23 protein-coding genes are annotated in these 23,186 nt (G+C 66.0%); 8 read left to right on the forward strand and 15 right to left on the reverse strand.

The window, feature by feature from the left end; translation table 11 throughout:
- Positions 1-115 precede the first annotated feature (115 nt).
- Genes HII36_RS59350 through HII36_RS40020 form a run of 8 tightly spaced genes read right to left on the reverse strand, consistent with a single transcriptional unit; the run spans position 116 to position 6,518 of the window.
- Positions 116-286 carry an NAD-dependent epimerase/dehydratase family protein gene (locus HII36_RS59350; RefSeq protein WP_407940854.1) on the reverse strand — a complete coding sequence of 57 codons (171 nt, stop codon included), beginning with the start codon at positions 284-286 and terminating at the stop codon, positions 116-118.
- Positions 217-969, reverse strand: a complete 753-nt coding sequence (locus tag HII36_RS39990; RefSeq protein WP_173528547.1) for a hypothetical protein — start codon at positions 967-969, stop codon at positions 217-219. The genes HII36_RS59350 and HII36_RS39990 overlap by 70 nt, the downstream gene beginning before the upstream one ends.
- Positions 929-1,630 (reverse strand): nucleoside/nucleotide kinase family protein, encoded by a 702-nt coding sequence (locus tag HII36_RS39995; protein WP_173528548.1) that lies wholly within the window; start codon positions 1,628-1,630, stop codon positions 929-931. The genes HII36_RS39990 and HII36_RS39995 overlap by 41 nt, the downstream gene beginning before the upstream one ends.
- Positions 1,596-2,930: a glycosyltransferase gene (locus tag HII36_RS40000; RefSeq protein ID WP_173528549.1), complete on the reverse strand. Its 1,335-nt coding sequence runs from the start codon at positions 2,928-2,930 to the stop codon at positions 1,596-1,598. Before HII36_RS40000 ends, HII36_RS39995 begins: the two co-directional genes overlap by 35 nt.
- On the reverse strand, positions 2,927-4,108 hold the full coding sequence (locus HII36_RS40005) for a radical SAM protein (RefSeq protein WP_173528550.1): 1,182 nt from the start codon (positions 4,106-4,108) through the stop codon (positions 2,927-2,929). Before HII36_RS40005 ends, HII36_RS40000 begins: the two co-directional genes overlap by 4 nt.
- Positions 4,109-4,142: 34 nt before the next feature.
- Positions 4,143-5,045 (reverse strand): glycosyltransferase, encoded by a 903-nt coding sequence (locus HII36_RS40010; protein ID WP_173528551.1) that lies wholly within the window; start codon positions 5,043-5,045, stop codon positions 4,143-4,145.
- A complete protein-coding gene (locus tag HII36_RS40015) occupies positions 5,038-6,186 on the reverse strand; it encodes a radical SAM protein (protein ID WP_173528552.1) in 1,149 nt (382 codons plus the stop codon). Before HII36_RS40015 ends, HII36_RS40010 begins: the two co-directional genes overlap by 8 nt.
- 50 nt (positions 6,187-6,236) lie before the next feature.
- The gene (locus HII36_RS40020; protein ID WP_173528553.1) at positions 6,237-6,518 is read right to left on the reverse strand and encodes a hypothetical protein; all 282 of its coding nucleotides are present in this window, start codon (positions 6,516-6,518) and stop codon (positions 6,237-6,239) included.
- Between the two features lie 785 nt (positions 6,519-7,303).
- On the opposite strand from HII36_RS40020, the gene HII36_RS40025 reads away from it, so the two are divergent.
- The 3 genes from HII36_RS40025 to HII36_RS40035 are packed head-to-tail and all read left to right on the forward strand — an operon-like array spanning position 7,304 to position 10,185.
- Complete coding sequence (locus tag HII36_RS40025) at positions 7,304-8,707, forward strand: helix-turn-helix domain-containing protein (protein ID WP_173528554.1); 1,404 nt, start codon at positions 7,304-7,306, stop codon at positions 8,705-8,707.
- 37 nt (positions 8,708-8,744) lie between these two features.
- Entirely contained in the window at positions 8,745-9,731 is a 987-nt protein-coding gene (locus HII36_RS40030; protein WP_328808103.1) for an asparaginase, read from the forward strand.
- A complete protein-coding gene (locus tag HII36_RS40035) occupies positions 9,724-10,185 on the forward strand; it encodes a PPC domain-containing DNA-binding protein (protein WP_173528555.1) in 462 nt (153 codons plus the stop codon). The genes HII36_RS40030 and HII36_RS40035 overlap by 8 nt, the downstream gene beginning before the upstream one ends.
- A 161-nt stretch (positions 10,186-10,346) precedes the next feature.
- Here the strand turns inward: HII36_RS40035 and HII36_RS40040 are convergent, their stop codons facing one another.
- The 5 genes from HII36_RS40040 to HII36_RS58275 all read right to left on the reverse strand — a co-directional run bounded on the left by HII36_RS40040 (position 10,347) and on the right by HII36_RS58275 (position 13,232).
- Positions 10,347-10,547: a hypothetical protein gene (locus HII36_RS40040; RefSeq protein WP_217370543.1), complete on the reverse strand. Its 201-nt coding sequence runs from the start codon at positions 10,545-10,547 to the stop codon at positions 10,347-10,349.
- A gap of 193 nt (positions 10,548-10,740) precedes the next feature.
- On the reverse strand, positions 10,741-11,253 hold the full coding sequence (locus HII36_RS40045) for an AAA family ATPase (RefSeq protein ID WP_236004375.1): 513 nt from the start codon (positions 11,251-11,253) through the stop codon (positions 10,741-10,743).
- Positions 11,219-11,647 carry a hypothetical protein gene (locus tag HII36_RS40050; protein ID WP_173528557.1) on the reverse strand — a complete coding sequence of 143 codons (429 nt, stop codon included), beginning with the start codon at positions 11,645-11,647 and terminating at the stop codon, positions 11,219-11,221. Before HII36_RS40050 ends, HII36_RS40045 begins: the two co-directional genes overlap by 35 nt.
- 467 nt (positions 11,648-12,114) lie before the next feature.
- Positions 12,115-12,867 (reverse strand): class I SAM-dependent methyltransferase, encoded by a 753-nt coding sequence (locus HII36_RS58270; protein WP_173528558.1) that lies wholly within the window; start codon positions 12,865-12,867, stop codon positions 12,115-12,117.
- Positions 12,864-13,232, reverse strand: a complete 369-nt coding sequence (locus HII36_RS58275) for a class I SAM-dependent methyltransferase (RefSeq protein ID WP_173528559.1) — start codon at positions 13,230-13,232, stop codon at positions 12,864-12,866. The genes HII36_RS58270 and HII36_RS58275 overlap by 4 nt, the downstream gene beginning before the upstream one ends.
- Positions 13,233-13,749: 517 nt before the next feature.
- Here HII36_RS58275 and HII36_RS40065 point away from each other — a divergent pair.
- From HII36_RS40065 to HII36_RS40075, 3 genes are read left to right on the forward strand one after another with little or no spacing between them, the layout of a single operon-like run.
- Complete coding sequence (locus tag HII36_RS40065) at positions 13,750-15,324, forward strand: type I restriction-modification system subunit M (RefSeq protein ID WP_173528560.1); 1,575 nt, start codon at positions 13,750-13,752, stop codon at positions 15,322-15,324.
- Positions 15,317-16,522 carry a restriction endonuclease subunit S gene (locus tag HII36_RS40070; protein ID WP_173528561.1) on the forward strand — a complete coding sequence of 402 codons (1,206 nt, stop codon included), beginning with the start codon at positions 15,317-15,319 and terminating at the stop codon, positions 16,520-16,522. Before HII36_RS40065 ends, HII36_RS40070 begins: the two co-directional genes overlap by 8 nt.
- Before the next feature lie 3 nt (positions 16,523-16,525).
- Positions 16,526-19,597, forward strand: coding sequence for a type I restriction endonuclease subunit R (locus HII36_RS40075; RefSeq protein WP_173528562.1), 3,072 nt, complete (start codon positions 16,526-16,528; stop codon positions 19,595-19,597).
- A 394-nt stretch (positions 19,598-19,991) separates the two neighbouring features.
- Here the strand turns inward: HII36_RS40075 and HII36_RS40080 are convergent, their stop codons facing one another.
- Positions 19,992-20,267, reverse strand: coding sequence for a hypothetical protein (locus HII36_RS40080; RefSeq protein ID WP_217370544.1), 276 nt, complete (start codon positions 20,265-20,267; stop codon positions 19,992-19,994).
- Positions 20,248-20,601, reverse strand: a complete 354-nt coding sequence (locus tag HII36_RS40085; RefSeq protein ID WP_173528563.1) for a hypothetical protein — start codon at positions 20,599-20,601, stop codon at positions 20,248-20,250. Before HII36_RS40085 ends, HII36_RS40080 begins: the two co-directional genes overlap by 20 nt.
- Before the next feature lie 885 nt (positions 20,602-21,486).
- Here HII36_RS40085 and HII36_RS40090 point away from each other — a divergent pair.
- Both HII36_RS40090 and HII36_RS40095 read left to right on the forward strand, forming a co-directional pair.
- Positions 21,487-21,822, forward strand: coding sequence for an ArsR/SmtB family transcription factor (locus HII36_RS40090; RefSeq protein ID WP_173528564.1), 336 nt, complete (start codon positions 21,487-21,489; stop codon positions 21,820-21,822).
- 11 nt (positions 21,823-21,833) lie between these two features.
- Positions 21,834-23,063 carry a GNAT family N-acetyltransferase gene (locus HII36_RS40095; protein WP_173528565.1) on the forward strand — a complete coding sequence of 410 codons (1,230 nt, stop codon included), beginning with the start codon at positions 21,834-21,836 and terminating at the stop codon, positions 23,061-23,063.
- The last annotated feature ends 123 nt before the right edge of the window (positions 23,064-23,186 follow it).

A 23,186-nucleotide genomic window follows, 5' to 3' on the forward strand; every position in this document is an offset into this window, starting at 1 on the left:
TCACGCTTGGCGCGCGCCGCCGGGGTCAGACCACCACCATCCGGATAACGCATCCCACCGGCATACTCCCGAACCCCGCCGAGAGCACGCAACCGCGAGGTGATACCTCAGTCTTTCAACCTCTGTAGCCGCGAGCCAGCAGAGCCTCACACAGGTGAGAGCCAACGAAGCCCGCGCCACCTGTGACGACGGCGCGTCGCAGCCCATTGGCGGCGCTCACGGCAGGTGCTCGCCATGCCTGGGAGATGCGGTGGATGCCGTATGGCGCGCAGGGGCCTCCAGCCATTGGTTCAGGCCGTCCACGATTTCGGCGATGTCGTTGGTGCCCATCTTCCACTGCAGCGCGGTTCCTCCCTGCTGCTGAAAGGCCGCGCAGTTGTCCGCCCGGTCGTCTATGAGCATCGCGTCGGCGAAGGTCATGGCGTGCCGGCGCAGCCAGGGTCCGAAAAAGGTGAGGGGATCTTCGCTCTTGAGCGCCGCGACGTCGCTGGAGCAGATGATGTCGTCGCAGACGAACGCCCAACCGGCCATCGTGCTCGCTTCGGCTCCGGATCGGGCACGCCGCCTGCCGGATCTGCGTACGTGATCGAAGGTGTCGGCGAAGCAGTCCATGTTGTCGGTGGCCACGACGACCATGGCGACGGCCTTGACCCGTCGGAGCACCTCGAACAGCGAGACGTTGACCTTCATCCGCGCGCAGTCGATGTAGAGACGACGATGCAGGAAGTCGTCGCGAAAGCGGCCGTCCACATGGATGTCCATGGCTGCGATGACCTCGCCGGAGGACATCAGTCCCTTCATCCACGCGTTGGCGTCGTCGCTGGCGAATATGCTGGTGAGGTTTTCTTCCAATTGGGCGCGAAGAGGGTGCCGAGCGCTTTCTCGGATGGACACCCAAAAGGGGTCGCAGGAGAGCACACCGTGCCAATCAACGAATACCACCCTTCCGGAGAGCGGCACTTGTTCCATTGCTTCGGCTCCTCCGGTTGGCCAGTGCTTCTCTGATTGTGCTCACGGCGGCGTGAGTCAACACCTGGATGGGCCGCATCGCGTCAAGCCACGCGACCTGGGGTTCCGTGGCTGACCGCAGCTCAGCGAAATATGAGCGAAACGCATTGTTGAAGGCTGGTTCGACCAGAATATTCCCTGTCTGGAACTTCCCGTTATTTCGATCTTGTACCGCAGTCTGCGGTACGTCCAGGTATATTACGAGGTTTGGCCATGCTGACGCGCGGGATTGGATGAGGATTTGCCGTGCGGGTTCGAGACAGGCCAGCCCCGTGAGCTGTTCTATGGCGCAGCGGTGGGCCAGAAATGTGTGGACACTGCGATCGAGAATGATCACAGGCGTATTGCCCAGGCGAGACGGCGCCATACGGCTCTCTTCGACTTCGAGCAGTCGTCCCATGGCCTGTGCGTCTTCCTCCAGCGACTCCGGCACGGGCTTGGGCAGGCAGTGTCCGCCGCCGGCATGGTCGGCGAAGCACTCCACGTAGACGGCGAGGCCGAGCAGGTGGCGGGCGAGTTCCTTGGCCAGCGTGGTCTTGCCCGCGCAGCACGGTCCCTCCAAGGCCACGAGCAGGCGGCCTTGCGGGCTATGCGGGTGCCGTTCGTTCGGTTTTCCCAGCACCGGATCCTCCCTTCAGCAGGTGGAGAGCGCCGATGAAGCCGCCCATGCCGAACAGCACCGTCGCAGCCGGACACGCCACCACTCTCAGCAGTCGTCTCGGCCATCCGTCCGGCGTGCCGAGGTGGTGTTCGGTCAGCACAAGCTGGGCGATGTAGAGCACGGTCAGCACGGCGGCGATGATACGCGGCACAGCTTCCCCGAAGGTGAGGATCACCAGCACGGCCGGTGGGACGACGGCACAGCCGAGCCACTCGACGGCCGAGCCGAACGCCGACAGGGCCAGCAGCCGGGCGCGCCAGCCGCTGCGCGTGGCGGGGTCCTTCAGGTAGCGCGCGAAACGGGCCGGGCCGACGAACCAGCGCGAAGCCTGCTCGATTTGCGCGGAAACGGTATCGGGCACTTCGGCGCGATCCAGGCTGCGCAACGCGACCATGGGCATATCGCGCGAGCCCAGATAGAAGCTGTAGTGCATGTCCTCCAGGGGAGAACGGGCCGGGAAGGGCAGCTGCCGCACCAGCGACAGGCGCAGGCACACTCCATGGGTGGTGACATGCGCGTAGACGAACGAGCTGAGCATTCGCTTGAGCGGGCCGACAGCGCCGGTGCGGTTGAGCAGCCGCGGCAGCTCATAGCCAGTCACGAAGCGATTGGCACGCAGCGCGCCCCCGTCACACAGGGCGCGTGACAGCCCCGATGCCGGAGCCCGGCCGGTGATGCGGAGCTCGAATCGGGAGGATTGGTGGAATACGCTGGCGCGTGGCGAGTGCTCGATCGCGGCGGCGAAGTCGTGCAGGGAGTTCACCGGGGGACGCGAGTCGGCGTCGTAGCAGACGAGCCATGTCGCGGACGTTGGCCGGTCGGTCATGTCCGCGAGCTGGCGCGCGGCGAAGTTGAGCTGGTCGGATTTGAGCCCGGCCGCATCTGGCGCGTGCAGGTGGAGGAACGCGTGCTCGGTGGCGAGCTTCTCCACCAGGGCGATCGTATCGGCCTCTGCCGCACCCGGTGCCCGCTCGGCGAGCTCGCGTTCGGTGGTGACGATCACGAGCTGGGCGTCCAGGCCCTCGATGAGACGGGAGAGGTGCGTGACCGCGTCGGCGAGCACCGCTGTTTCGCGCAGCACAGGAACCACCACGAAGAACCGCGGAGCCGCAGCCAAGCCGGCCCTCTCTCGTTCGTGCTGCCGGCTGAGGAAGCGGCCGGTGCGGACGACCGCCGCTAGCACGAACACCTGCCGCAGCAGGAGGCAGGAGACGGCGATGGTGATGGTAATGGTGAGCAGCGACGAAACCGGGGCGCTCATCTCGGCCTCCGGCTGCGTCTCACGCCCGCCCGGCCATCCTCGCCGACAGGCCTGTGCACATCCGCGAGCGATCCCGGCCGCAGTTCCTCCAGGCGGTGAGCGGCCTCGTCGGAGGCGGTAGTCGGGTAGCGAAGCTTGCTCTGGCCTCTGATGAAGTGCGTGGGGTCCTGGACGGGTGGCCCGGGGTATGGGCTTGCCTCCTCACCGCCCCAGCGGGCCACGTACTGCGGATGGAAGCCGTCGCAGATCTCCCGTAGGGCGCAGTCGTTGCATGCGGGCACGTGGATGTAGCCGTGCCGCTGCTGCTGTTGCCGGGAGGCCTCCAGGTACCACTGCGGTAACGGGCGGCCTTCGTGACCCGCGTCGTACCAGGAGTTGTAGTCCCACTCGTGCGGGTCGTAAGGGAGCTGGAAGCCGGTGTAGACGTGAGCCTCGCGTCCGGGGAGCTGGCAGGGCGGCATGTAGCGGACGTTGGCCTCCACGCCGAGCTGGGCGCATCGGTCGATCGCTTTCGCCAGGTGCGGGGCAATTTCCGAATGCCGTGCCTGGAACTCAATCTCGCCTTGCTGCGCCCACTCGAAGTAGGGGTTGAAGGTCAGGAAGTTGACGACCCGCGCTCCCTTGTCGCCAGCCAGATCGGCGATGGCTTCCAGCTCGCTCATGTTGTCGCGGATCATCGTCACGTTGAACCGGAACGGAATGCCCAGCAAGCGGAGATTGTCCAGCGCCTGCATCTGCCGGGAGTAGTTGTGCCTGTCACGCTGGTGGATCTCTGCGACCGTCTGCCCGATGCCGTGGATGGACACCAGGAAGTCATGGATACCGGCCTCGGCGTAGGCGCGGACCAGGCGCAGGTCGGCCAGCCTCATGCCGTGGGTGATGACGGTGGGGCGCAGTCCAAGGTCGGCTGCGTGAGCGACGATCTCAAGCGCATGCGGGTGCAAGGTCGGCTCACCGCCCATGAAGTCCACGAATTCGTTGTGGTAGAAGCCGCGGAACTTCTCCAGCGCCCCGAATGCCTCCTCAAGGGGCATCCATGCCTTCTCACGGAGCGGAACCAGTTCGTCGTAGCAGAACTTGCAACGCACGTCGCAGTGCAGGCCCAGCCACAGCACACCTCTGCTGGTGGTGGGCGGGCCGCCGTCGGGCGCCACGACGGGCGGGTCAGATGAGCGCACCGCCTGTCACCTCCTTGCTCGGTTGGCTACGCGGCTACAGGTAGAGCTGACGAAAGCGGAGCGAGCCGTAGAGTTCGCCGCAGAACACTCCGGCCGCTTCCACGAGTTGCAGGGCCGCGCGTGATGTTGGCGCCGGATCGCCGACCAGCAGGCCGATGATCGAGTGTGGCAGGGTCGACAAGGCGTCGGCTGCCCGGCGGAAGGGGTAGCTGTCGAGGATGAACCGCTTGCCGGAGATGTGCTTGTACTTGGCGTACAGCAGCACCTGATAGACGGCATAGCGGAAGAAGCGCTTGAAGTGACGGATGATGTCATCGCGGTCGTCGTGCAGGACGACCGCGTCCGGGGCCAGGCCCACCCGGTAGCCGCGCAGACCCAGCTTGTAGCAGACGTCAACGTCGTTTCCGGACAGCAGTTCCTCGTCGAAGCCGCCGATCTCGCGCAGAGCGCTGGTCACGAATCCGGCATTAGCTCCAGCCACGTAGGGGTGGGGGGATGCCGGAAGGTAGCTGAGCGCGTGCTGGCCATCGACGATGGTGATCGCATGGCGTTGCGTCCAGGTGCGAGGCGGATACTTACGGATCGTCCCGCCCGCCCCGGCGAGGCGTCCGCCGCCGAGAGGCTCGGTCAGCTTCTCGATCCAGTCGAGCTCGGCGACACAGTCGGCGTCGGTGAGCAGCAGGTAGCGTCCTCGTGCCGCCGCGAGTCCGGCGTTACGAGCTGCGGCGGCGTTCGCCGCATCGAGGTGGAGATAGCGGACAGTGCCGTCGCCGTGGCCGTCGAGGTCGGCGAAGTCGCTGCTGCCGTTCTCCACCACGAGCACCTCGTAAGCCGTTGCCGGCAGCGTCTGAACCATCAAGGATTCGACGAGACGGCGCAGGCGTGGATCGGTCTTGACGGCCACGACGACGGACGCGAGCACGGGCGCGTCAGTCACGGAACTGCCTGCACATGTACGGGACCAGACCCAGCGTCCGGTTGCGGGGGGACGGGCATTTCTGACAGAAGGGGATGCGCTCGCGCCTGAACTTATCGGCGTCCTCGCCCGTGAAGACCTCGGTGAGGCTGCGGTCCATGACGTTGCCGATCTCACCCTCGTGGGAGATCTCGACCAGGCAGCAGGGCAGCGTCCGCCCGTCCGGCTCGATCAAGGCGTAGTAGTCGGGGACGTGGCACGCGATGCGGGCGCTTTCCCGGTCGGGCCAGTAGACGCCCTGGGCGTAGTTGGCGTCGCTGTTGTCGGCGGAGAAGAAGCTGGCCAGCACCTGTGCCGCGTTGGCCTGGACGATGTCCGCGGTGTTCTTGCTGCGCAGAATGTCAAGAATCGACGGAACTGTCTCGCCCCGGAACTCCCTGATCTCGGGCTCGGTGAGAAGCGACTTGCCGGTGGTGTCGCCGTAGACGTTCATGAGGTAGATCGACGCGATGCCGGTGTCAACGCAGTGCGCGACGATCTCGGGGATGTCCCGGAAGTTGAGCCGGGTGATGACGGTCATGTAGTTCATGCGGAATTCGGCGACGTCCCGTCCCCGCCCCGCCTCCCGCACCGTGTGGACCGCGTCGAGGATGGTCGGCAGGGCGTCACGAACGCCGCGCAGCAGCTCGTACTTGAGCGGGTCGAGGGTGTCGATGGAGAAGTTCCAAGCGCCGAGGCCGGCTTCGATGATTTCGCGTGCCTTGGCGACGGTGACGCCGGTGCCGACTGAGTTCATCAGCACGAACACGCCGGGGTGGCGCTTGGCCGCCTGGATCACCTCGATGAGGTGCGGGTACAGCAGAGGGTCGCCGCCGCTGAGCTGTAGCTCCTCCATGCCGAGTTCGGCCGCCTCCTCGATGGTCCGCAGCGCCATATCGAGCGGCATGTGTCCCGGGTTCGGCTTGCGTGCCGGTTGCTGCTCGGCCGACTGCCCGTTGGTGGAGACGATGTGCAGCGACCGTTTCCTGTCCGCGACCATTTCGCGGTAGTAATCCTGACGTAGATCGCAGTACGGGCATCGGTGATAGCAGAACACCGTGGGCTTGAGCACGAACTGCTTGAGTCTGCGTGATGCGGGCTTTGCTGCTACGGGCTCGGCCATTTTGTGACGTCCGCCCTTCTCTTTGGGGGATGAGCAAGTGATCTCGCTGGTCAGATGATGAGCGGCTGGTCTGCGGCGCACCAGTGCTCCGAGGCGAGGGTGATGAACACCTTCGCGGCGTGGGCGTACATGCCTCTGCCGGTTTCCTCGTGCCCGCCGTCACTGGTCGGGCGCAGCACGAAGTATTGGCCACCCAGGGACGCCAGTTCGTAGGCGCCACAGCATGAGGTGGCCCTGATTCTGAGGATGCCGCCCTTGGGCGGCCTGTGTGGCTCCCACTCGATGGAGGGTGTCTCTTCAACTCGCCGCGTTTTGCGGCGGGCTTTCGTCATCGAAGGCTCTTCCCGCGCGCCCGTGCCTGTTGGGTTTCGCGGGCGGAGCGGTAACCGCCGACCGAGCGGCTTTGGAGGGCGGCCAAGGGCCTGTGTGTGACTGGGTGGACTGAAGGAATGCGGGCACGATCCCGGAATCCATCGAGGGGACCTGCGTGCAGAAGGCAGGGCGGTAGCCCTGCCAGAGATGGAGAGGAAGGCGGGCAGGCGACTCTGACCCGCCTTCCTCGTTCCCCGGACCCCATGCCCGAAGGCGAGCCGAGTCGCTCGCGGCGGCGGGAACCGCAGGGGCTGGGATGTGTTGCTCGCAGCCCTCGATCGATACCTGACCTCGACGGGGGCTGCAAGCGTGGGCGGCATGGGCGTCGTGAGTGTGATCGTGGGCGATCCGCCCGTGCCGTCGTGCGCGGCTGGTCGGAGGCTGAAGGCTCCTCCCAGCCACTCCAAGATGTGGGGAGGCTGCCGGACTTGAAGGTGCAGCGGCTCGTTAGTGACCCTGAAACATCCGCGGAGGTCGCCGTAGGCGCGTCGTGGTGCTCCGTAACGTCCTTGGTTCCAGCGGTACCTACCGCAGTGTCTTTCAGGAGCCACGCGCTCCCTCCAACCCGGTTGAATCCGCTGTCCAAACAGCTGCATCTCTCGTCGACTCTCCGTAACTCGGCGCGCTCGCGCTATCGTCGGGTTGACTGCCCAAGAACCATTCAGGCCTGCCGCACAGCGACACGTCCATGAGGTCGATGCGGACAGGCGGAGCACGAGCACGACTGTCCGCATGGGAGGTCGTCATGGGGCAACGCCCACGGGACCTCGAGGCCCATCTCTCGGCACGCCACTTCTTCGGCGCTGAGCTGCGACATTGGCGTGAACGCCGAGAACTCTCACAAGACCGGCTCGGGCATCTCCTGCATGTCAGCGGCGATGAGATCGCCAAGGTGGAGAAGGCCGCCCGCTGGCCCACTCCCAGCCTCGCGGCCGCCTGCGACCAGGCACTGGATACCGATGGCATCTTCGGCAGACTCATCCCCCTGGTGCAGCACGAACGTGGCCGGATAGGAAGAGCCAACAGCGATCAGGACTTGTTCGGCATCGCCTCGGGGGCGCAGAACATCACTCCCGAGTGGCGCCGCCTTTCCATCCCCGGAGGAAGGGCGTTCTCAGGCGGTACCCTGCCGATCCGCGTTGAGGCAGGCCGGACGAGCTCCGGCGATGTCTGCGTTAGTACCGGCGACCCATCAGCCGCACGCTTGATCGCCATCCCCAACGCACCAGACGACCTTCTCCTCCTGGCCGATGCACGCTCCCGAGCGCCGATCGGCGGCCACACCATGCGAGTGCCGAGCGCCTACCGGCTGGATGAGTTCACCGCTGCCATCATCTGGGCCGTCACCAATCTGGATTTCGCCCTGCTCGACGACGACGGTCTCTTGTCGGAGGCAAAACGCCGCCTGGACGAGTATAAGTTCCTCTCCCGTTCCGCGGTCTCTCACGATGCGGCGCGCGGGCTGTCCATGGTCTCCCGCATGTGGCTCGGATCACGGTTCTGCGCCCAGCACATCCTGCGCAATCTCGGCGCCGGAGTCCCGCTCTTCTGGTCGCGGGAGCAACGAGGTGAGGACGCATGCACCTGGCTACTCTTCACGCACAAGCTGACCTACCTTCGGCAAACGGTGGCGGGGCACACGACGGGCGTCACCCGTTCCTTCTGCATCCCACAGCAGGCAGTAGATGACTCGCCCGCTCACGAACGCATCCTGCTGTTCCTGACCGCAGCGCTCATGGAAGCCCTGGGAATCGGCGTACAGGTGTGCGGCGAGCCCGACTACACCCAGGTGGACGGCTTCGCGCTCCAGCCGGGCAAACGAGCGATCATCGCCACCTGGGTCGGCGGCGAAGGCCTTTGGTACGTGGATGTGACGCCCCAGCGCCCCGTGCTCCGGCAGTTCACCGACGTCTGCGCCTACGCCCAGGCGCATTCCATCCTCGGCGAAATGAACCCGCAGGAGCGGCTCATCACATTCGCCGAATACCTCCGCCTCGACTGGAAGTGGCTCGTGCGACGTTGTTCGGAGCTTCGACAGGAAGGAACTGCCGGCCTCATCACGCCACGCTCCCGATTCCTGTCCACCACCGCCCTCGACATATCGTGCGCTTACCTGGCGGGCCTTCGCGACCCGGCTGCGGCACGTTAGGCTCCCGCCTACCGACCGGACCTGGAAGGGGTACGACGTGGGAGCCGACATCACCGTCTTCTCGCTAGGTGGGACGGTCGCCATGGTGCCAGAGGCCGACGGCCGCGCCGTCCCGGCTCTGACCGGCGACCAATTGCTGGCATCAGTACCGGGCCTCGCCAACCTGGACGCCAAGATCGAAACGCGCGACTTCCTCCGCCTTCCCGGCGCGTCCCTCAGCTTCAACGACCTGCACCGCCTGGCAACAGACATCAACGCCTGCGCAGCCGACGGCATCGTGGTCACCCAGGGAACCGACACCATCGAGGAGACGGCCTACCTACTGGACCTGCTGCACCTGAGCTCCACACCGCTCGTCATGACCGGAGCCATGCGCAATCCGGCCATGGCCGGGGCCGACGGCCCCGCCAACATCCTCGCTGCCATCCAGGTCGCCACCGATCCCGCTGCCCGCGACCGCGGCTGCCTGGTCGTCCTCGCCGACGAGATCCACGCCGCCGCCCGCGTACGCAAGACCCACAGCACCAGCCCCGCCACCTTCGCCTCCCCCACCACCGGCCCGCTGGGGCATTTGGTCGAAGGCCACCCTCGCTTCTGGTCGCCACCTACCCCCCGGATCACCATCCGGCTCCCCGACAGCCCAGACTTCAAGCGGGTCGTCCTGTTCACCGCTACCCTCGGCGACGACGACCAAGCTCTGCACGCCGTCGCACGCCATGCCGACGGGCTGGTTCTCGCCGCGATGGGCGTCGGCCACGTCCCCCAGACCTACCTTGACGCCCTCGCCGAGATCGCCCTGCGCATCCCGGTCGTGCTCGCCACCCGGACCGGCGCAGGCTCGACCCTGACCAGCACCTACGGCTTCCCCGGCTCGGAAAGCGACCTCCTGGCCAAAGGACTGATCAGCGCCGGATTCCTCCACCCGTACAAGGCCCGCATCCTCCTCACCACCTTGCTGACCGCAGGCGCCCGCCGAGAAGAGATCATCCAGACCTTCCATGAGGCCGGAGACGTCAATGCGTAGCCACGAACTCACCACCGGCCGCACCTTCGGCGTCACCTTCGATCACGGCGAGGACTTCTTCACCGCGCTGAGCGACTTCTGCCGCACTGCCGGCGTACGGCAGGGATACATCCCTATGTTCCTGGCCGGCCTCGCCGAGGCGGACATCGTCGGCACCTGCGAGAAACTTCCCGATCCTCAAGCACCAGTCTGGTCAAAGATCCAGCTGGCCAACATCGAGGCCCTCGGCTGCGGCACCATCGCCTGGGACGACGAGGCGAACCAGATCCTTCCGCACATCCACGTCGCCGTCGGGCTCAAGGAACACTCCGCCAACGGCTACACAAGCCACCTGCTCGCAGCCAACGTCCAGTTCCTCACCGAACTCCTCATCGTCGAAGTCAGCGCCCCCGCCATGCGCCGCCCCCGCAACGCCGACCTCTACAACGTGCCCCTGCTGACCTTCGGCGAGTGAGGTTACCTCTGGACTAAGGTCTCGGAGATTGCGGACCGCGCCATGGCAGCCCCATTCACACTGCGTACTGCCGGGTCGCGGACCGGTGTCTTCGACCTTGGCGGGTCTGATTTCTCCTACCTGAATGCACGTCGCCGACCGGCAACCCCCGGCTGGTCCGGTCAGACCGCACGCAGAATCTCGACGCCGCTGCGGACCAGCAGGGCACCGACGGTCACGTGCATCGGAAAATTCCGCCGCGAGGCGAAGTCCCGTCCCTGAGACAGCAATCGCACCGGCTCAGCCAGCAACGCGGCCTCGTCCGGGTAACAGTCGAGATGGGCGGAAAGCGCACGCGAGATGTCCAGGTCACTGATCGCCACGGGGCCGCCCTTCCTTCCCTGCAGGGAACCCGGCTTCCAGCGTCATGACCCCGCGATGGCCATCATCCGTCTCCGGGTCCAGGCGCTGAACGACGCCGAGCTGAAGCCAGGCCGCCCACCGACGGAGCATCACGGTGTTGACCGCGCGGTGCAGCCGTCCGACGGTTTCGATCAGGGCCGGTAGCCCGTCTGCTCACGGGCGGGTCGCCTCGCCTGCCAGAAGACCGGCGTCCTGAAGAATGTGCCCGACGGTCTCGGTCAACGTGCTGCCCTCGCCGATGATCGTCTCCATCGCGTCGGGCAGGACATCCTGCCCCAGATACCACCGCCGCATGTCATCAGGGCTGAACCGGGCACGCTGGGGCCGTGTCTCGTGTCTGCGGAGCGTTTCCTCCCAGGAGACATCCAAGTAATAACCGCGGTTTGCGCCTCGATGATCGCGAAACAGCGCTTGCAGCATCTCGCCGTAGCGGCTCCGGGCGAGGATGCCCTCAAGGATGACGTGGTAGCCGGAGTCGAGGGCGTGACGGCACATGACATCGAGCAGCCCGATATTCACACCGCCAGGTCTGTCGCGCTCGCGCAGGATCTCACGGCGCACCACATCCTGACCGATGAGTGCCATACCACGCTGGCCGTACGTCTCCCGCACGGTCCGGGCCAGGGTGGACTTACCCGATCCCGAGTTGCCGCGAATGACGATCAAGACCGTATTCGGTGAGCCAGTGAGCACCGTACGACGGTACAGGGTCACCGCTAGGCAGGAGCGGCACACTCGAGAGAGCGGCTACTCGGGTCGCGAGGATCAACAGTCGCGCATCCCGTAGAGGGACACCTTCAGGAGGCTGTCTTGCGACGAGGCAGGGACCGGTTGTCGACGGCGGCACGCTGTCGGAGGCCGACACGTTTAAGCCGGTCAGCGCCCACAGCCAGGGGTGCTCGGCGATGGCCGTCCGCCCTTCGGTCAGGTCGGTCAGGAACCGGCGCCGCTCCCGCCGCGCGGTCGGCGGCAGGCGCAGCGGGGCCAACACCGCGTTCGAGACCAGGAAGGTGACCGCGTCCCAGAGGGGGATAACGCCGGGGCTGATCGCGGCGATCACCAGATCGGCCAGTCCCGGCCCGACGATCGCGACGCGTTGCAGCAGGTCTGCAGCAGCGCGTTGGCCTGCCCCAGCACTGGCCCCGCAGGGACAAGCTGAACGACCAGCCTCTTGGCGGCCGGTTGGAAGAATGTGCCCGCCGCACCGGCGGGCACCATCAGTCCGTCGGCGCCTCCACCGTTGCCGTCCCAGACAGCACCAGGGCCGCGCCGAGCTGCGTCAGGCCGCACACAGGCTGGCAGGTCACGATGATGGCCAGCCGCGCACCCGGTGGGCCAGTATGCCGAAAGCCGGAGTGACCGCAAGGAAGATGACCAGCTCGCTCATCAGCACGAACCCGAGCACCGTGGCTGTGCCGCCGCGATCGACGACGGCGGATGCGAGCCCAACGGCGCGATGGAACTGCCGCTGGTGGAGGAGACCCGGGCGAGCGCGTACCGAAGGTAGCGATGGTTCTCAGGTCCAGGTCATGACGAGCTGCGTGTGGTGCTTGCGGAAGACCCGGCCGATCGCCGGGGCCGCCTCGATCGGGTGCAGGGTAAAGTCCGCCACTCCCGATCCCAGGTCTCGACCTCGGCGGCGAGTTGCCGGGCCAGGTTGTCGCCGTGGCGGCCGTGGCCGTAGACGCCGAGTTCGTAGCGGCGTTCTCCACTCGTGCTGTCCTTGTGCTCCGGTCCCATGGTGAGGTAGGCGAAGCTGTCGGGCGTGATGAGGGCGGGGGTGAACCAGCGCATGGCAGGCTCGATACGGTCGCTGCCACGATCAGGGTCGGCCCGGATCACGCCGAAGGTCTCAGTCTGGGCCGCAATCCACAGGTGAAGGGTGTCGAACGGGTAGTCGTAGCCCACGGTGACGCCGGTCCAGCATCCGGTCCGGTCGCCGTCCAGGGCCCGGCCGAGCGCTGCTGCGTCGAGCGCGGGGTCGGCGTCTACCAGCAGGTTCACCGTCCTGTCGGCCAGCGCGGCCAGGTGCTCCTGGTGCGCGCCCGCGCCTTGGATGAACCCGCACACCGTGGGGTTCAGGCCGGCGAAGCGGTCGCCGTCGCGGACGAAGGTGAAGGAGCGGGTGAGCCCGCCGAAGCGCAGCGGGACGATCATCCGACCGCCGGGAGCCAGCAGGTGACCCCAGGGGCAGTCCCAGGCGCCGATCGTGACGAGGATGACGTCGAACGGGCCGAGTTCGTCGGCGACGTGCTCGGCGTCTCCGAGCACCACCTTCACGTGCGCGTAGCCGGTCTCGGCGAGGAAGCGGTGGCCCGCTCAGTGACGAACGGGTCGATGTCCACGCTGATCACCACCCCCTCAGGCCCGACGAGTTCGGCGGTGAGCGCCGCATTATAACCGCCGCGGCCCACCTCCAGAACCCGCCCGCCCGGCCTCAGCCGCGCTGCCTCGAGCATCTCCGCCTGCAGCCACGGCGCACTGATCGAGCTGGTCGCCCTTCCTTCCGCACTTCGCTTGGTAACGACCGTGTCACGGGTGGAGTAGGTGGCGGCATCGGGGGCGAACTTCTCGTGCGGCACCGCAGCGAAGGCGGCGGCCTCGGGCGAGCGGAGCACGCCGCATGTTCTCAGTTCGGCGACCATATCGGCGCGCAGACGGTCAGAACACTCAGCTGGTGACGCACTGTACTTTGACGCTCACGCAATGCTACCGGGGTGGGCAGGTGTGCCGCCGCCTCGCCACCGATACCCCTGCCATCTTCAGCAGGCCCCGTGTTTTGGGCGCCCCACTGCTGCGCTCGAGCGTTCGTGACTTTGAGCTCGTTGTGTCGGCGACGTCTGCCATGATGCCGGGTGCGGGAGATCGGAGTGGAGGCGCCGACCTGCAGCAGGAGGGCAGCCCGTTGGAGTGTGGAAGAGGGATCGCCCTGCAGGGGCATCGGTCCGCTGCAGACCGCGTCGTGCGCTCGGGCCGATTGTCGAAATCCGTGATCCTGGTGAGAGATATCGTTGTTAGGTCGCCTATCAGGAGTACGACGCCTTGTGTGGTTTTCTCAAGCCGCGCCCGTTGTGAACATGCCGGTAACGCCCCCGATGGGTGACCAGTAGGAATTCCCCGGCCTTCGGGCCGCCACCTTTGACGAGCGAGGACCCCCGATTGATGGCAGTGACCCAGCAGGAGATCGAGAGCCGCTTGTGGGATGCCGCTGACGAGCTGCGCGTGGCGATGCCTGAAGCGCAGTATGCTTCCGTCATCTTCCCGCTGATGTTCTGGAAGTACCTGTCGGATACCTGGGAGCACCGGCACAAGGAGTTCCTGGCCGACAACGAGGGCCTGGACGGCCTGTCCGCCGAGGAAGCTCACGAGATCGAGTACCGCGACTACCAGTCGTTCGAGATCCCGTTCATCCACCCCGGTACCGTCCAGCAGCGTCGCGCCTCCTGGTCGTCCATCCTCGCCACCATCACCCAGCCTGGCCTCGGCCAGCGCGTCCGCGCCTCGCTGCAGGCCATCGAGACGGCCAATCCTGACAAGTTCTCCCGTCTGTTCGGGTCTATGACCTGGACCTCCGAAGAGGTGCTGTCGGGGGAGGTGCTGGCGGCGGTCATGCAGACGATGGACCGCACCCCGAAGATGCACGAGGGCAACATGTCCCACGACGTCCTTGGTGAAGCGTACGAGTACCTGCTGAAGCGGTTCTCCGACGGGTCGGGTACCCGCGCTGGCCAGTTCTTCACCTCCCGCGAGGTCGTCGAGCTGATTGTCGAGGTCCTGGATCCCAAGGGTCACGAGTCGGTGTACGATCCGACCTGCGGATCGGGCGGCATGCTCATCGCCTCCGCGAACCTTCTGAAGGCCCGCGGCGGGCGTGGCTACACGCTCAAGTTGTACGGGCAGGAGGCTGTACCGGACACTGCGGGTGTGGCCCGCATGAACCTCTTCATGCATAACCTCACCGAGTTTAAGGTCGAGGTTGGCGACACCTTGAAGGACCCGCGTTTCAAGAAGCCGGACGGGTCCGTCGCGCAGTTCGACGTGATCGTCGCCAACCCGCCATACAGTCTGAAGTGGAAGCCCTGGACCAATGACCCGCGCGCCCTCGGCGGGGTCGCCCCGCCGTCGACGGCGGACTGGGCGTTCGTGCAGCACATGATCGCCAGCATGAGCCCGAAGAAGGGACGCGCCGGCGTCGTCCTGCCCCACGGCGTCCTCTTCCGAGGCGGCCAAGAGGCAGCCATCCGCCAGCGCGTCCTGGACGATGACCTGCTCGAAGCAGTCATCGGCCTGCCTGCCAACCTCTTCTACAACACCAACATCCCTACGGCGATCCTGGTGTTTCGTGCACCCGGCACCAAGGCCCCCGAGCGGCAGGGCGGCGTGCTGTTCATCGACGCCTCCAATCGGTTCACCAAGGCGAAGAACCGCAACATCCTCACCAATGCCGACATCGCCGACATCGTGACCGCCTACCACTCGAAGTTCGACGCCGATGGCAACCCGGTGGACCCCGACGGGGAAGGTGGACTCGCGGCGCGCTTTGTCCCCGTCACGGAGATCGCGGCGAACGGGTTCAACCTCAACATCGGTCGCTACCTTAAGCAGGCCGCCGCCGAGCAGGAAGACCTCGGCACCCTCATTGAGGCCTACAACATGGCCCGCGCCGAGCGCCAGAAGACCGAACAGCGCATGCTCACCGTCCTCACCGCCGCAGGGATCGAGGGCTTCGATGAGTGACGGCTATTCACTTCGTCCGCTCGGAGAGGTGATGCGCCTCGACATTCAGCGCACGCCGATGTTTCCTGCAACCACCTACCGTCTGGCCGGGGTCCTGAACGCAGGACAGGGGCTTGTCGCTAAAGGCGAACTCGACGGCGGAGACACAGAGTACGCGGCAATGAACGTGCTGCGCGTCGATCAGGTCGTGATGCGGAAGCTGACTGCGTGGGAAGGCCCGATCACCGTAGTACCTGCCGAGTTCGACGGATTCGTCGTCAGCAACGAGTTTCCGACATTCACGCTCGGCCCAGAACTGGTGCCCGACTGGATGAGGCACGTCTGCCGCTCACCGCGACTGTGGGCAGAAATGAAGAACCGAGTAAGCGGGACAGTGCAACGGCGCAAGCGTCTTAATCCAGAGCAACTTTTGCAGATCCAACTCCCGATCCCGCCGCGCGAGGTACAAGAGCGGATCGTCGAGGTGCTCGACGCAGTTGATGACCAGGTAGCCGCACTCGACGCCGAGGCGGACGTGCTCGATGAGCTTTGGTGGGCGCTGGGACGGGAGATGGCGGCAGAGGTTGCCGGCGATGCGACGGTGCCCTTGGCGTCATTCTGCGACATCTCAGGAGGCCTCACGAAGAACAAGAAGGACCTTGAGCAGCCAGAACTTGTGGAAGTGCCCTACCTGCGTGTGGCGAATGTTCATCGACGCCACCTGAATTTGTCTGAGGTGGCGACGATTCAGACCACCCGGGCCAAGGCGGACAAGCTCCGACTGCATGCGGGCGACATCCTGATGAACGAGGGCGGAGACAAGGACAAGCTTGGTCGAGGGCACGTTTGGGAGGACCAGATTCCCAACTGCATTCACCAGAACCACGTCTTCAGAGTCCGGGTCACCGATCAACGATTCGACCCGTATTTCGTGTCAGCATGGGGTAACACCTTCGGCCGGGAGTGGTTCGAGACCTTCGGCACCCAGACGACAGGGATCGCCTCCATCAACCGCGCGACGCTCAGCAGATTCCCCGTCCCGGATATCCCGTTGTCCGTCCAGCAAGACTGGGCGGAGCGTCTCGGGGTCGTCGTAGAGACGATGAACACCCTCCGCAGCCAGGCAAGCAGTCTCCGAGCAATCCGCGCAAGCCTGGTGTCGAGTCTGCTGGAGCAGAGCATCACCATCAACATCGACTCCGCCGAGCTGGAGATGTGAGCCGTGGCAAAAGGCATTCGGGAGCGTGAGTTCCAGAACCTGATGATCCAGTGGTCCCTTCCGATGGGCTGGGACTTCACGGCGGGCAGGTCGCTGGCGCGTGAGACGACACAGACGGTGATGGCCGGCCTGTTGCGGGACGCCATCGTCCAGTTCAACCCCGGAGTGATCGACGGGTTCGACGTGGAAGCGGTGATCGAGGAGATCGTCGCCACGGTCAACGCCGTCGAGGGCGGGCTGGTGCGGGCCAACGAGCAGGTGCTGCGCCTGCTGCGCGGGCACAAGGAGTTCCGAAATGCCGACGGCGCGTGGCACGCCCTGAAGGTCATCGACTTCGAGCACCCGACCGCCAACACCCTGGTCGTGTCAGACGAGGTGACCATCACCGTCCCTGGCAAGACCTCCCGCCGATTCGACCTCGTGTATTGGGTCAACGGCCTGCCCCTGGTCGTGGTCGAGGTAAAGTCGCCAACCGCGAGTTCTGGTTGGGCGGACGCCGCCCGCGAGATCAACGACGTGTACGTCGTTGAGTACCCGTGGTTCTTCACCCCCAACGTCTTCGCCGTCGCCTCCGACGGGCTGAAGCTGCGTTTCGGTGCCGCCGGCGCCCCCACGAACCTGTGGCAGCCGTTCCGGTCGACTGCCGACGACGAGAACCTGTCCGGGCAGGCCGACGTGAAGCGCTCCGTCGAACTGCTGCTCAACCCAGCCACCGTCTTGGACATGCTGGCGAACTTCGCCTTGTTCGACACCTCCGGGGGTGGGGTGGACATGAAGTACCTGCCCCGCTATCCACAGATGGAGGCCGCCCACCTCATCCACCAGCGAGTCCTGGCCGGCGGCCGGAAAGGTCTGATCTGGCACCACCAAGGCAGCGGGAAGACGCTGCTGATGGTGTTCGCCGCCTCGCTGCTGCTGGCCGACACCCGCACCGAATCGCCCACGATCATCCTGCTCTCGGATCGGACCCAACTCGTCCGCCAGACCTCCGGGGTGTTCACCTCCGCCATGGGGAGCGCCTACTTCCACCGGCCCGCCACCAGCCAGGAGTTGCGTGCCCTGCTGGCCGGCGACGTGCGTGGCGTCATCTCCACGACCGTCCACAAGTTCGCCGACGCCGGCAAGAACCTGTCGGCCCGGGACAACATCATCGTGCTGGTCGACGAGGCACACCGCACCCAGTCCGCCCGATCGACATCTCTGGCCGGGCAGATGCGCGCAGCGCTGCCGCGCGCGAAGTTCTTCGGCATGACCGGCACCCCCGTCAGGAACCTCTCCACCGACACCTTCTCCCTCTTCGGTGAAGAGACCGACCCGGGCAGGGTTCTGCACCGGTACTCGGTCTCCCGGTCTCTCCTGGACGGGGCCACCGTTCCGGTCTTGCTGGACCCGCACCCGGTCGCCTTCGATTTAGACGACCAGGCGTTGCAGGCTGAATTCGACCAGTTCGCCGATGACTTCGACCTCGACGACCCCGACCGCGAGCTCCTGTCCCGCAAGTTCGGGCGTCTCACCTCGGTGTTCGCCAACCCCGACCGCATCCACGCGGTCTGCCAGGACATCGTGGACCACTACCTGGCCGGCGCCTACCGCAACGGCCTGAAGGCCCAGGTCGTCGCCTACAACCGTGAGCTGGCCGTGGCCTACACGGACAAGATCAACGAGCTGCTGGCAGGCTTCGAGGCGTCACAGGTGCTCGCCGAGGTCGGCAAGCACGGCCGAATCACCGCCGAGGTGAACATCTCCGTCTCGGACGCCAAGAGCGAAGACCCCGCTATGCGCCCGTTCCAGCTCTCGGAGGCCGAGGAAGAGGAGCAGAAGCGGCGGTTCCTCACCCCGGACGACCCGCTGTGCTTTCTGGTGGTGACCGCGAAGCTGATGACCGGGTTCGACGCCCCCAACGAGGGCGTCCTCTACCTGGACAAGCCGTTGAAAGCCCACACCCTGTTCCAGACGATCACGCGCCCGAACCGTACCTGGGTGTCCCCGACCGGGTTCGTGAAGACCTCCGGCGTGATCGTGGACTACATCGGGCTGGCCGAAGAGGTGCAGCGGGCGGTCGTCGATCCCACCTCGCCGGGCACCGGTAAGGGCGGCGGGTTCGTCACCGACCTGTCCGAGCTGGTCGACGAGTTCCGCACCACCTTCGCCCGCATCGAAGACCTTCTCGTGGACGTGGACGGCCTGGACCTCACGGTCCACGGATACGAGTCCGTACGAGCCATCAACGCCTACCTGGACGCCAACCCTGGCACAGCCGAAGTGTTCAGCAAGGACTACCGGCTGCTGGCCCGCCTGTACCCGCTCATCAGCACCGACAAGCGCGTGGCCAAGTACCGGGACGGTCTCGGGTTGTTCGGGTCCGTGTACACAACCCTGTTCAAGAAGTCCTCCGACGAGGAGAGGAAAGAGCGGCTGAGTGAGCTGGGACCAATGATCCTGGAGATCATCAACGCCCACGTCCACTCCTTCTCCGTGGTCGCCACCCGAGAGGAAGCCCTTGTCCTGGACGCGCAGGGCATCGCCATCCTCAAGGAACTGATGGCCCTTGTCCGGCCCAAGCACGGCAAGGACGGCGAGGACAAGAGGCCGCCGTCCGCAGCGGAGATCTTGGACCACATCAAGGCCGCCCTCGACAAGGGCGTCGAACCGGGGTCCGCGAAGTACACCGCCCTCGCAGAGCGGATCAAGCTGCTGCGGGATCGGATCATCCAGAACTCACAAGACGCCCTGGAGTTCCTGTCCGAGGCGCTCCGGATCGCTCGCGCCATCGTGAACGCCGGCAAGCACCCCGACGAAGCGGTCGTGCTGGACGACGACCACGTGGGTGTCCTGTCGCGGATCATCCACGACCACGCACCGCCCGGTCTCACCATCACGGAAAGGAACCTGGCCGAGGAGATCGACCAAGTGGTCACCGGCACCCTCGCCCAGTCATGGGACAACGCCGACGCTCGCAACCGCGGCGTCCGTCGCGCCACCGCCGCAGTCTTCCGCCGGTACATGCTGAAGCCCGTAGGGGAGCCATACGACTCCACTGTGGCCTACGTCGAAGCCCACTACCTAGTTGACTGACGAACAGAGACCCGGCACGCCTGTGACGGCCGCCGGGTCACCTCGTGGCGATTGAGCTCATAGTCCATCTCTGAGCCCGTTCGGGAACGCGCCTGCGCCCCGGTTTCAAACGCGGATGGCAACCCCAAGGCCGTTGGTCAACCTCTGATCCAAAGCGCCGCGATGATCTGCGCTATCGGGCAGCCTCTGTCCGATGCAGGAGCCCCGGAGGAAGATCGCAGCAAGGTCCCCAGCCTTGGTCGCGGAGCTCCGGGTCGAGTCGAGCGTGGGCCAGATCACGCCTCCCGTGAACCGAAAGGTGCCCTGATTGCCGCTAGGCGTCGCTGCCAGTGGACCTGTCCGATGACCCCGCCGAGCGCCTCTGGGAGGCATCTACCCACTCGAAGTTGTTGCTTCAATCGAGCCAGGTGACACGAACGATCAGCACAAGACGCAGGTGGTCGGCGACAATAAAGTGCAGGAAACCCCGGCCGCCGAACAGATCAAGAGTTCGCAGGCCTCCCCCATGGAGCGGTCCTCTGCCCGCACCTGCCGCGTCACTTCCCAAGATCACGAGCTGGTCGGCCAGCCGCTCGACTTCCGCGGCAACCGGTGCGGGAAGGCCCGAGGCGACATGGTCCTCGTCCGGGTCGTACTCCCAGGCCCAGACGTCACTCACCGGCGGCGTCACGACGCGCGGCGTCGGTGATGTCCCTGATCTCCGCCAAGCACACCGCCACCATCTCCCGGTCGACCCCGGTGGCTACCTGCCGCTCCAGCTCACGCAGGCGAGCAGCGGTCACAGGGTGACGGTGAATCGCCACGAACTCACCCCACTGAGCCAGGAACGCACGCAAGGGCGCCACCGTGCTCTGCCGTGCAGCCTGCTCCGTCGCCTGGTCAAGGTGCTCCACGAACTGCCCCAGATAGGCCGGCGCAATCTGAGCCACCGCCGCCCGCAACGCGGCCGTCGTCAACGGCGGACGAGGGATCAACGCCTCACCATGCTGATGCGGAGTGGACACCGGCGACCTCCAACCTGCCTACGCGCCCAGCCTACCCACGACCGCCGAAAACCTCATCCGTTCACCACACCTCGACGCTCGCGGCCTCATGCCCCCCGTCTCGACAACACATCCCGGCGGCCTTCAGCGCCACACCAATCCTGGCGCAGGCCCGGCCCAACCGTAGGCAAAACGCATTAGTCAAACCGACGCCAACCATGCGATGGATGCTCGGCGGTTGCTCTTCGGCATCCGATACGGCCTATCACCGGGCGTCATTCTTGGACATTTTTCACAGCGACATTGACGGCTGGAGTGGCACATTGGAATACGGAATGACAGTGCCCGATATAAGAGCTGCGGACTTTTAATCCGTAGGTTCCGGGTTCGAGCCCCGGGCGCCCTACCACTCCACACCCCATCTGACCTGCATTTTCTCGATTCTCGGCCGCCTTTTGAGAGGCGGAGACGGCCGAGTTGATGCTCGTCAGATGCTCTTCGGCACGCGTCCGGCACATCGCTGGGCGCCACTGAACATGGATTAGGCCGTTTTACGCTGTCAGCCGCTGGCCACCTTGACCTGGTCTGTGAAGCCAGGCCTGTAGAACTCCCAACGGGAGGGCAGGCTGGAAGGGCATTCGGGTGTGACGCACCCGACTTGATCGCAGACCTGCCCAAGGGCTGGCCAAACCGCCTTCTTAGCTCGAACGCGGAGGCTCCCGCCTGCCCGTGCCTACCTACACTCTCCCTCAGCTCTTGCGCGGATAGCAGTGGCGCGGTCAGTGAGCCGTCCAGGTCACCTGCCGCAGACGGCGAGAAGCGGAACTACTCCAGACCGTCTTGTTCTTTAGGAGTCCAGTTCGGCTGCTTCCCATCAAGCTATTTATCGACTATCGTCGATTGACGATGAACGAGGAGCAGGAGCTTCTGCCGCGCGCGGAAGCCGAAGAGTACGCGGGCTGGTTCAAGGCCCTGGCCGACGCCACCCGGATCCAGATCGTGTCGCTGCTGGCCCGGCGGCGTACGCCGATGAGCGTGGGCGAGATCGTGGCCGCCTCCGGGGTGGGGCAGTCCACCGTGTCGCACCATCTGAAGATCCTGGCCGAGGTGCGGTTCGTGCTGGTCGAACGGCAGGGCACCTCCAGCCTGTACCGGATCAACGAGGCATGCGTGAGCTGCTTCCCGACGGCGGCCGACGTGGTCATGGGCAAGCCGGTCCCGGTGGCGCCCACCTGCGAGTGAAGGAGCAGTCCATGGCGCATGACGAGGTCGTGGCGCGGTATTCGAGCCTGGCCCGGGCCGCACTACAGGGTGAGCCCATCGCCGACTGCTCGGCCACCGAGTTCGAGCGGGGAAGCTTCGGCGCGGGCGGCTACGACGACACCAGCGCCCTGCCCGCGGCGGCGGTACGGGCGAGTCTGGGCTGCGGTAACCCGGTCGCCGTGGCCGAGCTGCGCGAGGGCGAGACGGTGCTGGATCTGGGGTCGGGCGGCGGGATCGACGTGCTGCTGTCAGCGCGGCGGGTCGGACCGTCCGGCACCGTGTACGGCCTGGACGCCAGCCCCGACATGCTCGCGCTGGCGCGCCGTAACGCCGAGCAGGCTGGCGTGGCCAACGCCGAGTTCCTGCACGGCACGATCGAGCAGGTGCCGCTGCCGGATCGCTGGGTAGACGTGGTCATCTCCAACTGCTTGATCAACCTGTCCGATGACAAGGCGGCGGTGCTGGCCGAGGCGTTCAGGGTGCTGCGACCGGGCGGACGGCTGGGCATCAGTGACGTGGTGGTCGACGGCGAACTCGGCTCGGAGCGCCGCCAGGAGGCCGAGCAGCGCGTTGGCTGCGTGGCTGGGGCGCTGCCGGTGGCCGCCTATCGCGAGCTACTGGCGGCGACCGGGTTTGTCGGCGTGCGCATCGTCCTGACTGCCGATCACGGCGATGGAGTGCACTCGGCGACCGTCCAGGCGGTCAAGCCCGCCGCCGGGGAGGGGCTGGAGATCCGGCCGATGCGCGAGAGCGACGCCGATCAGGTGCTGGCCATCTACCAGGCAGGTCTCGACACCGGGCAGGCCAGTTTCGAGACCGTCGCGCCGAGCTGGGAGGGCTTCACCGCCGGCAAGCTGCCGCACCTGCGCTACGTGGCCGCCGATGTCGGCACCGGACAGGTGGTGGGCTGGGTGTCCGCCTCGCCGGTCTCGTCCCGGTGCGTCTATGCCGGGGTTGTCGAGCACAGCGTCTATGTCCACCCTGGCTGCCAGGCGCACGGCGTCGGCCGGGCGTTGCTGACCGCGTTCATCGCGGCCAGTGAGGACGCCAGCGTCTGGACGATCCAGTCCGGCGTCTTCCCGGAGAACGCCGCCAGCCTGGCCCTGCATCAGGCGCTCGGCTTCCGCGTGGTCGGCACCCGGGAGCGACTCGGCCGTCACCACGGTGTCTGGCGGGACGTCCTGATGGTGGAACGCCGCAGCGACGTGACCGGAGCCTAGTGCTGTGACCGGAAACGTTCACCGGGTTGGGTGATGGGTTCAGGCTGCTGTTGTGAGGGGCCGGCCGCCCCAGCGGATGCCTTTCTCGCTGCGGATGCGGGCGCGTTCGCGGCGTTGGGCGGC

Source organism: Nonomuraea antri, from assembly GCF_013283785.1.
Taxonomy (GTDB): Bacteria; Actinomycetota; Actinomycetes; order Streptosporangiales; family Streptosporangiaceae; genus Nonomuraea; species Nonomuraea antri.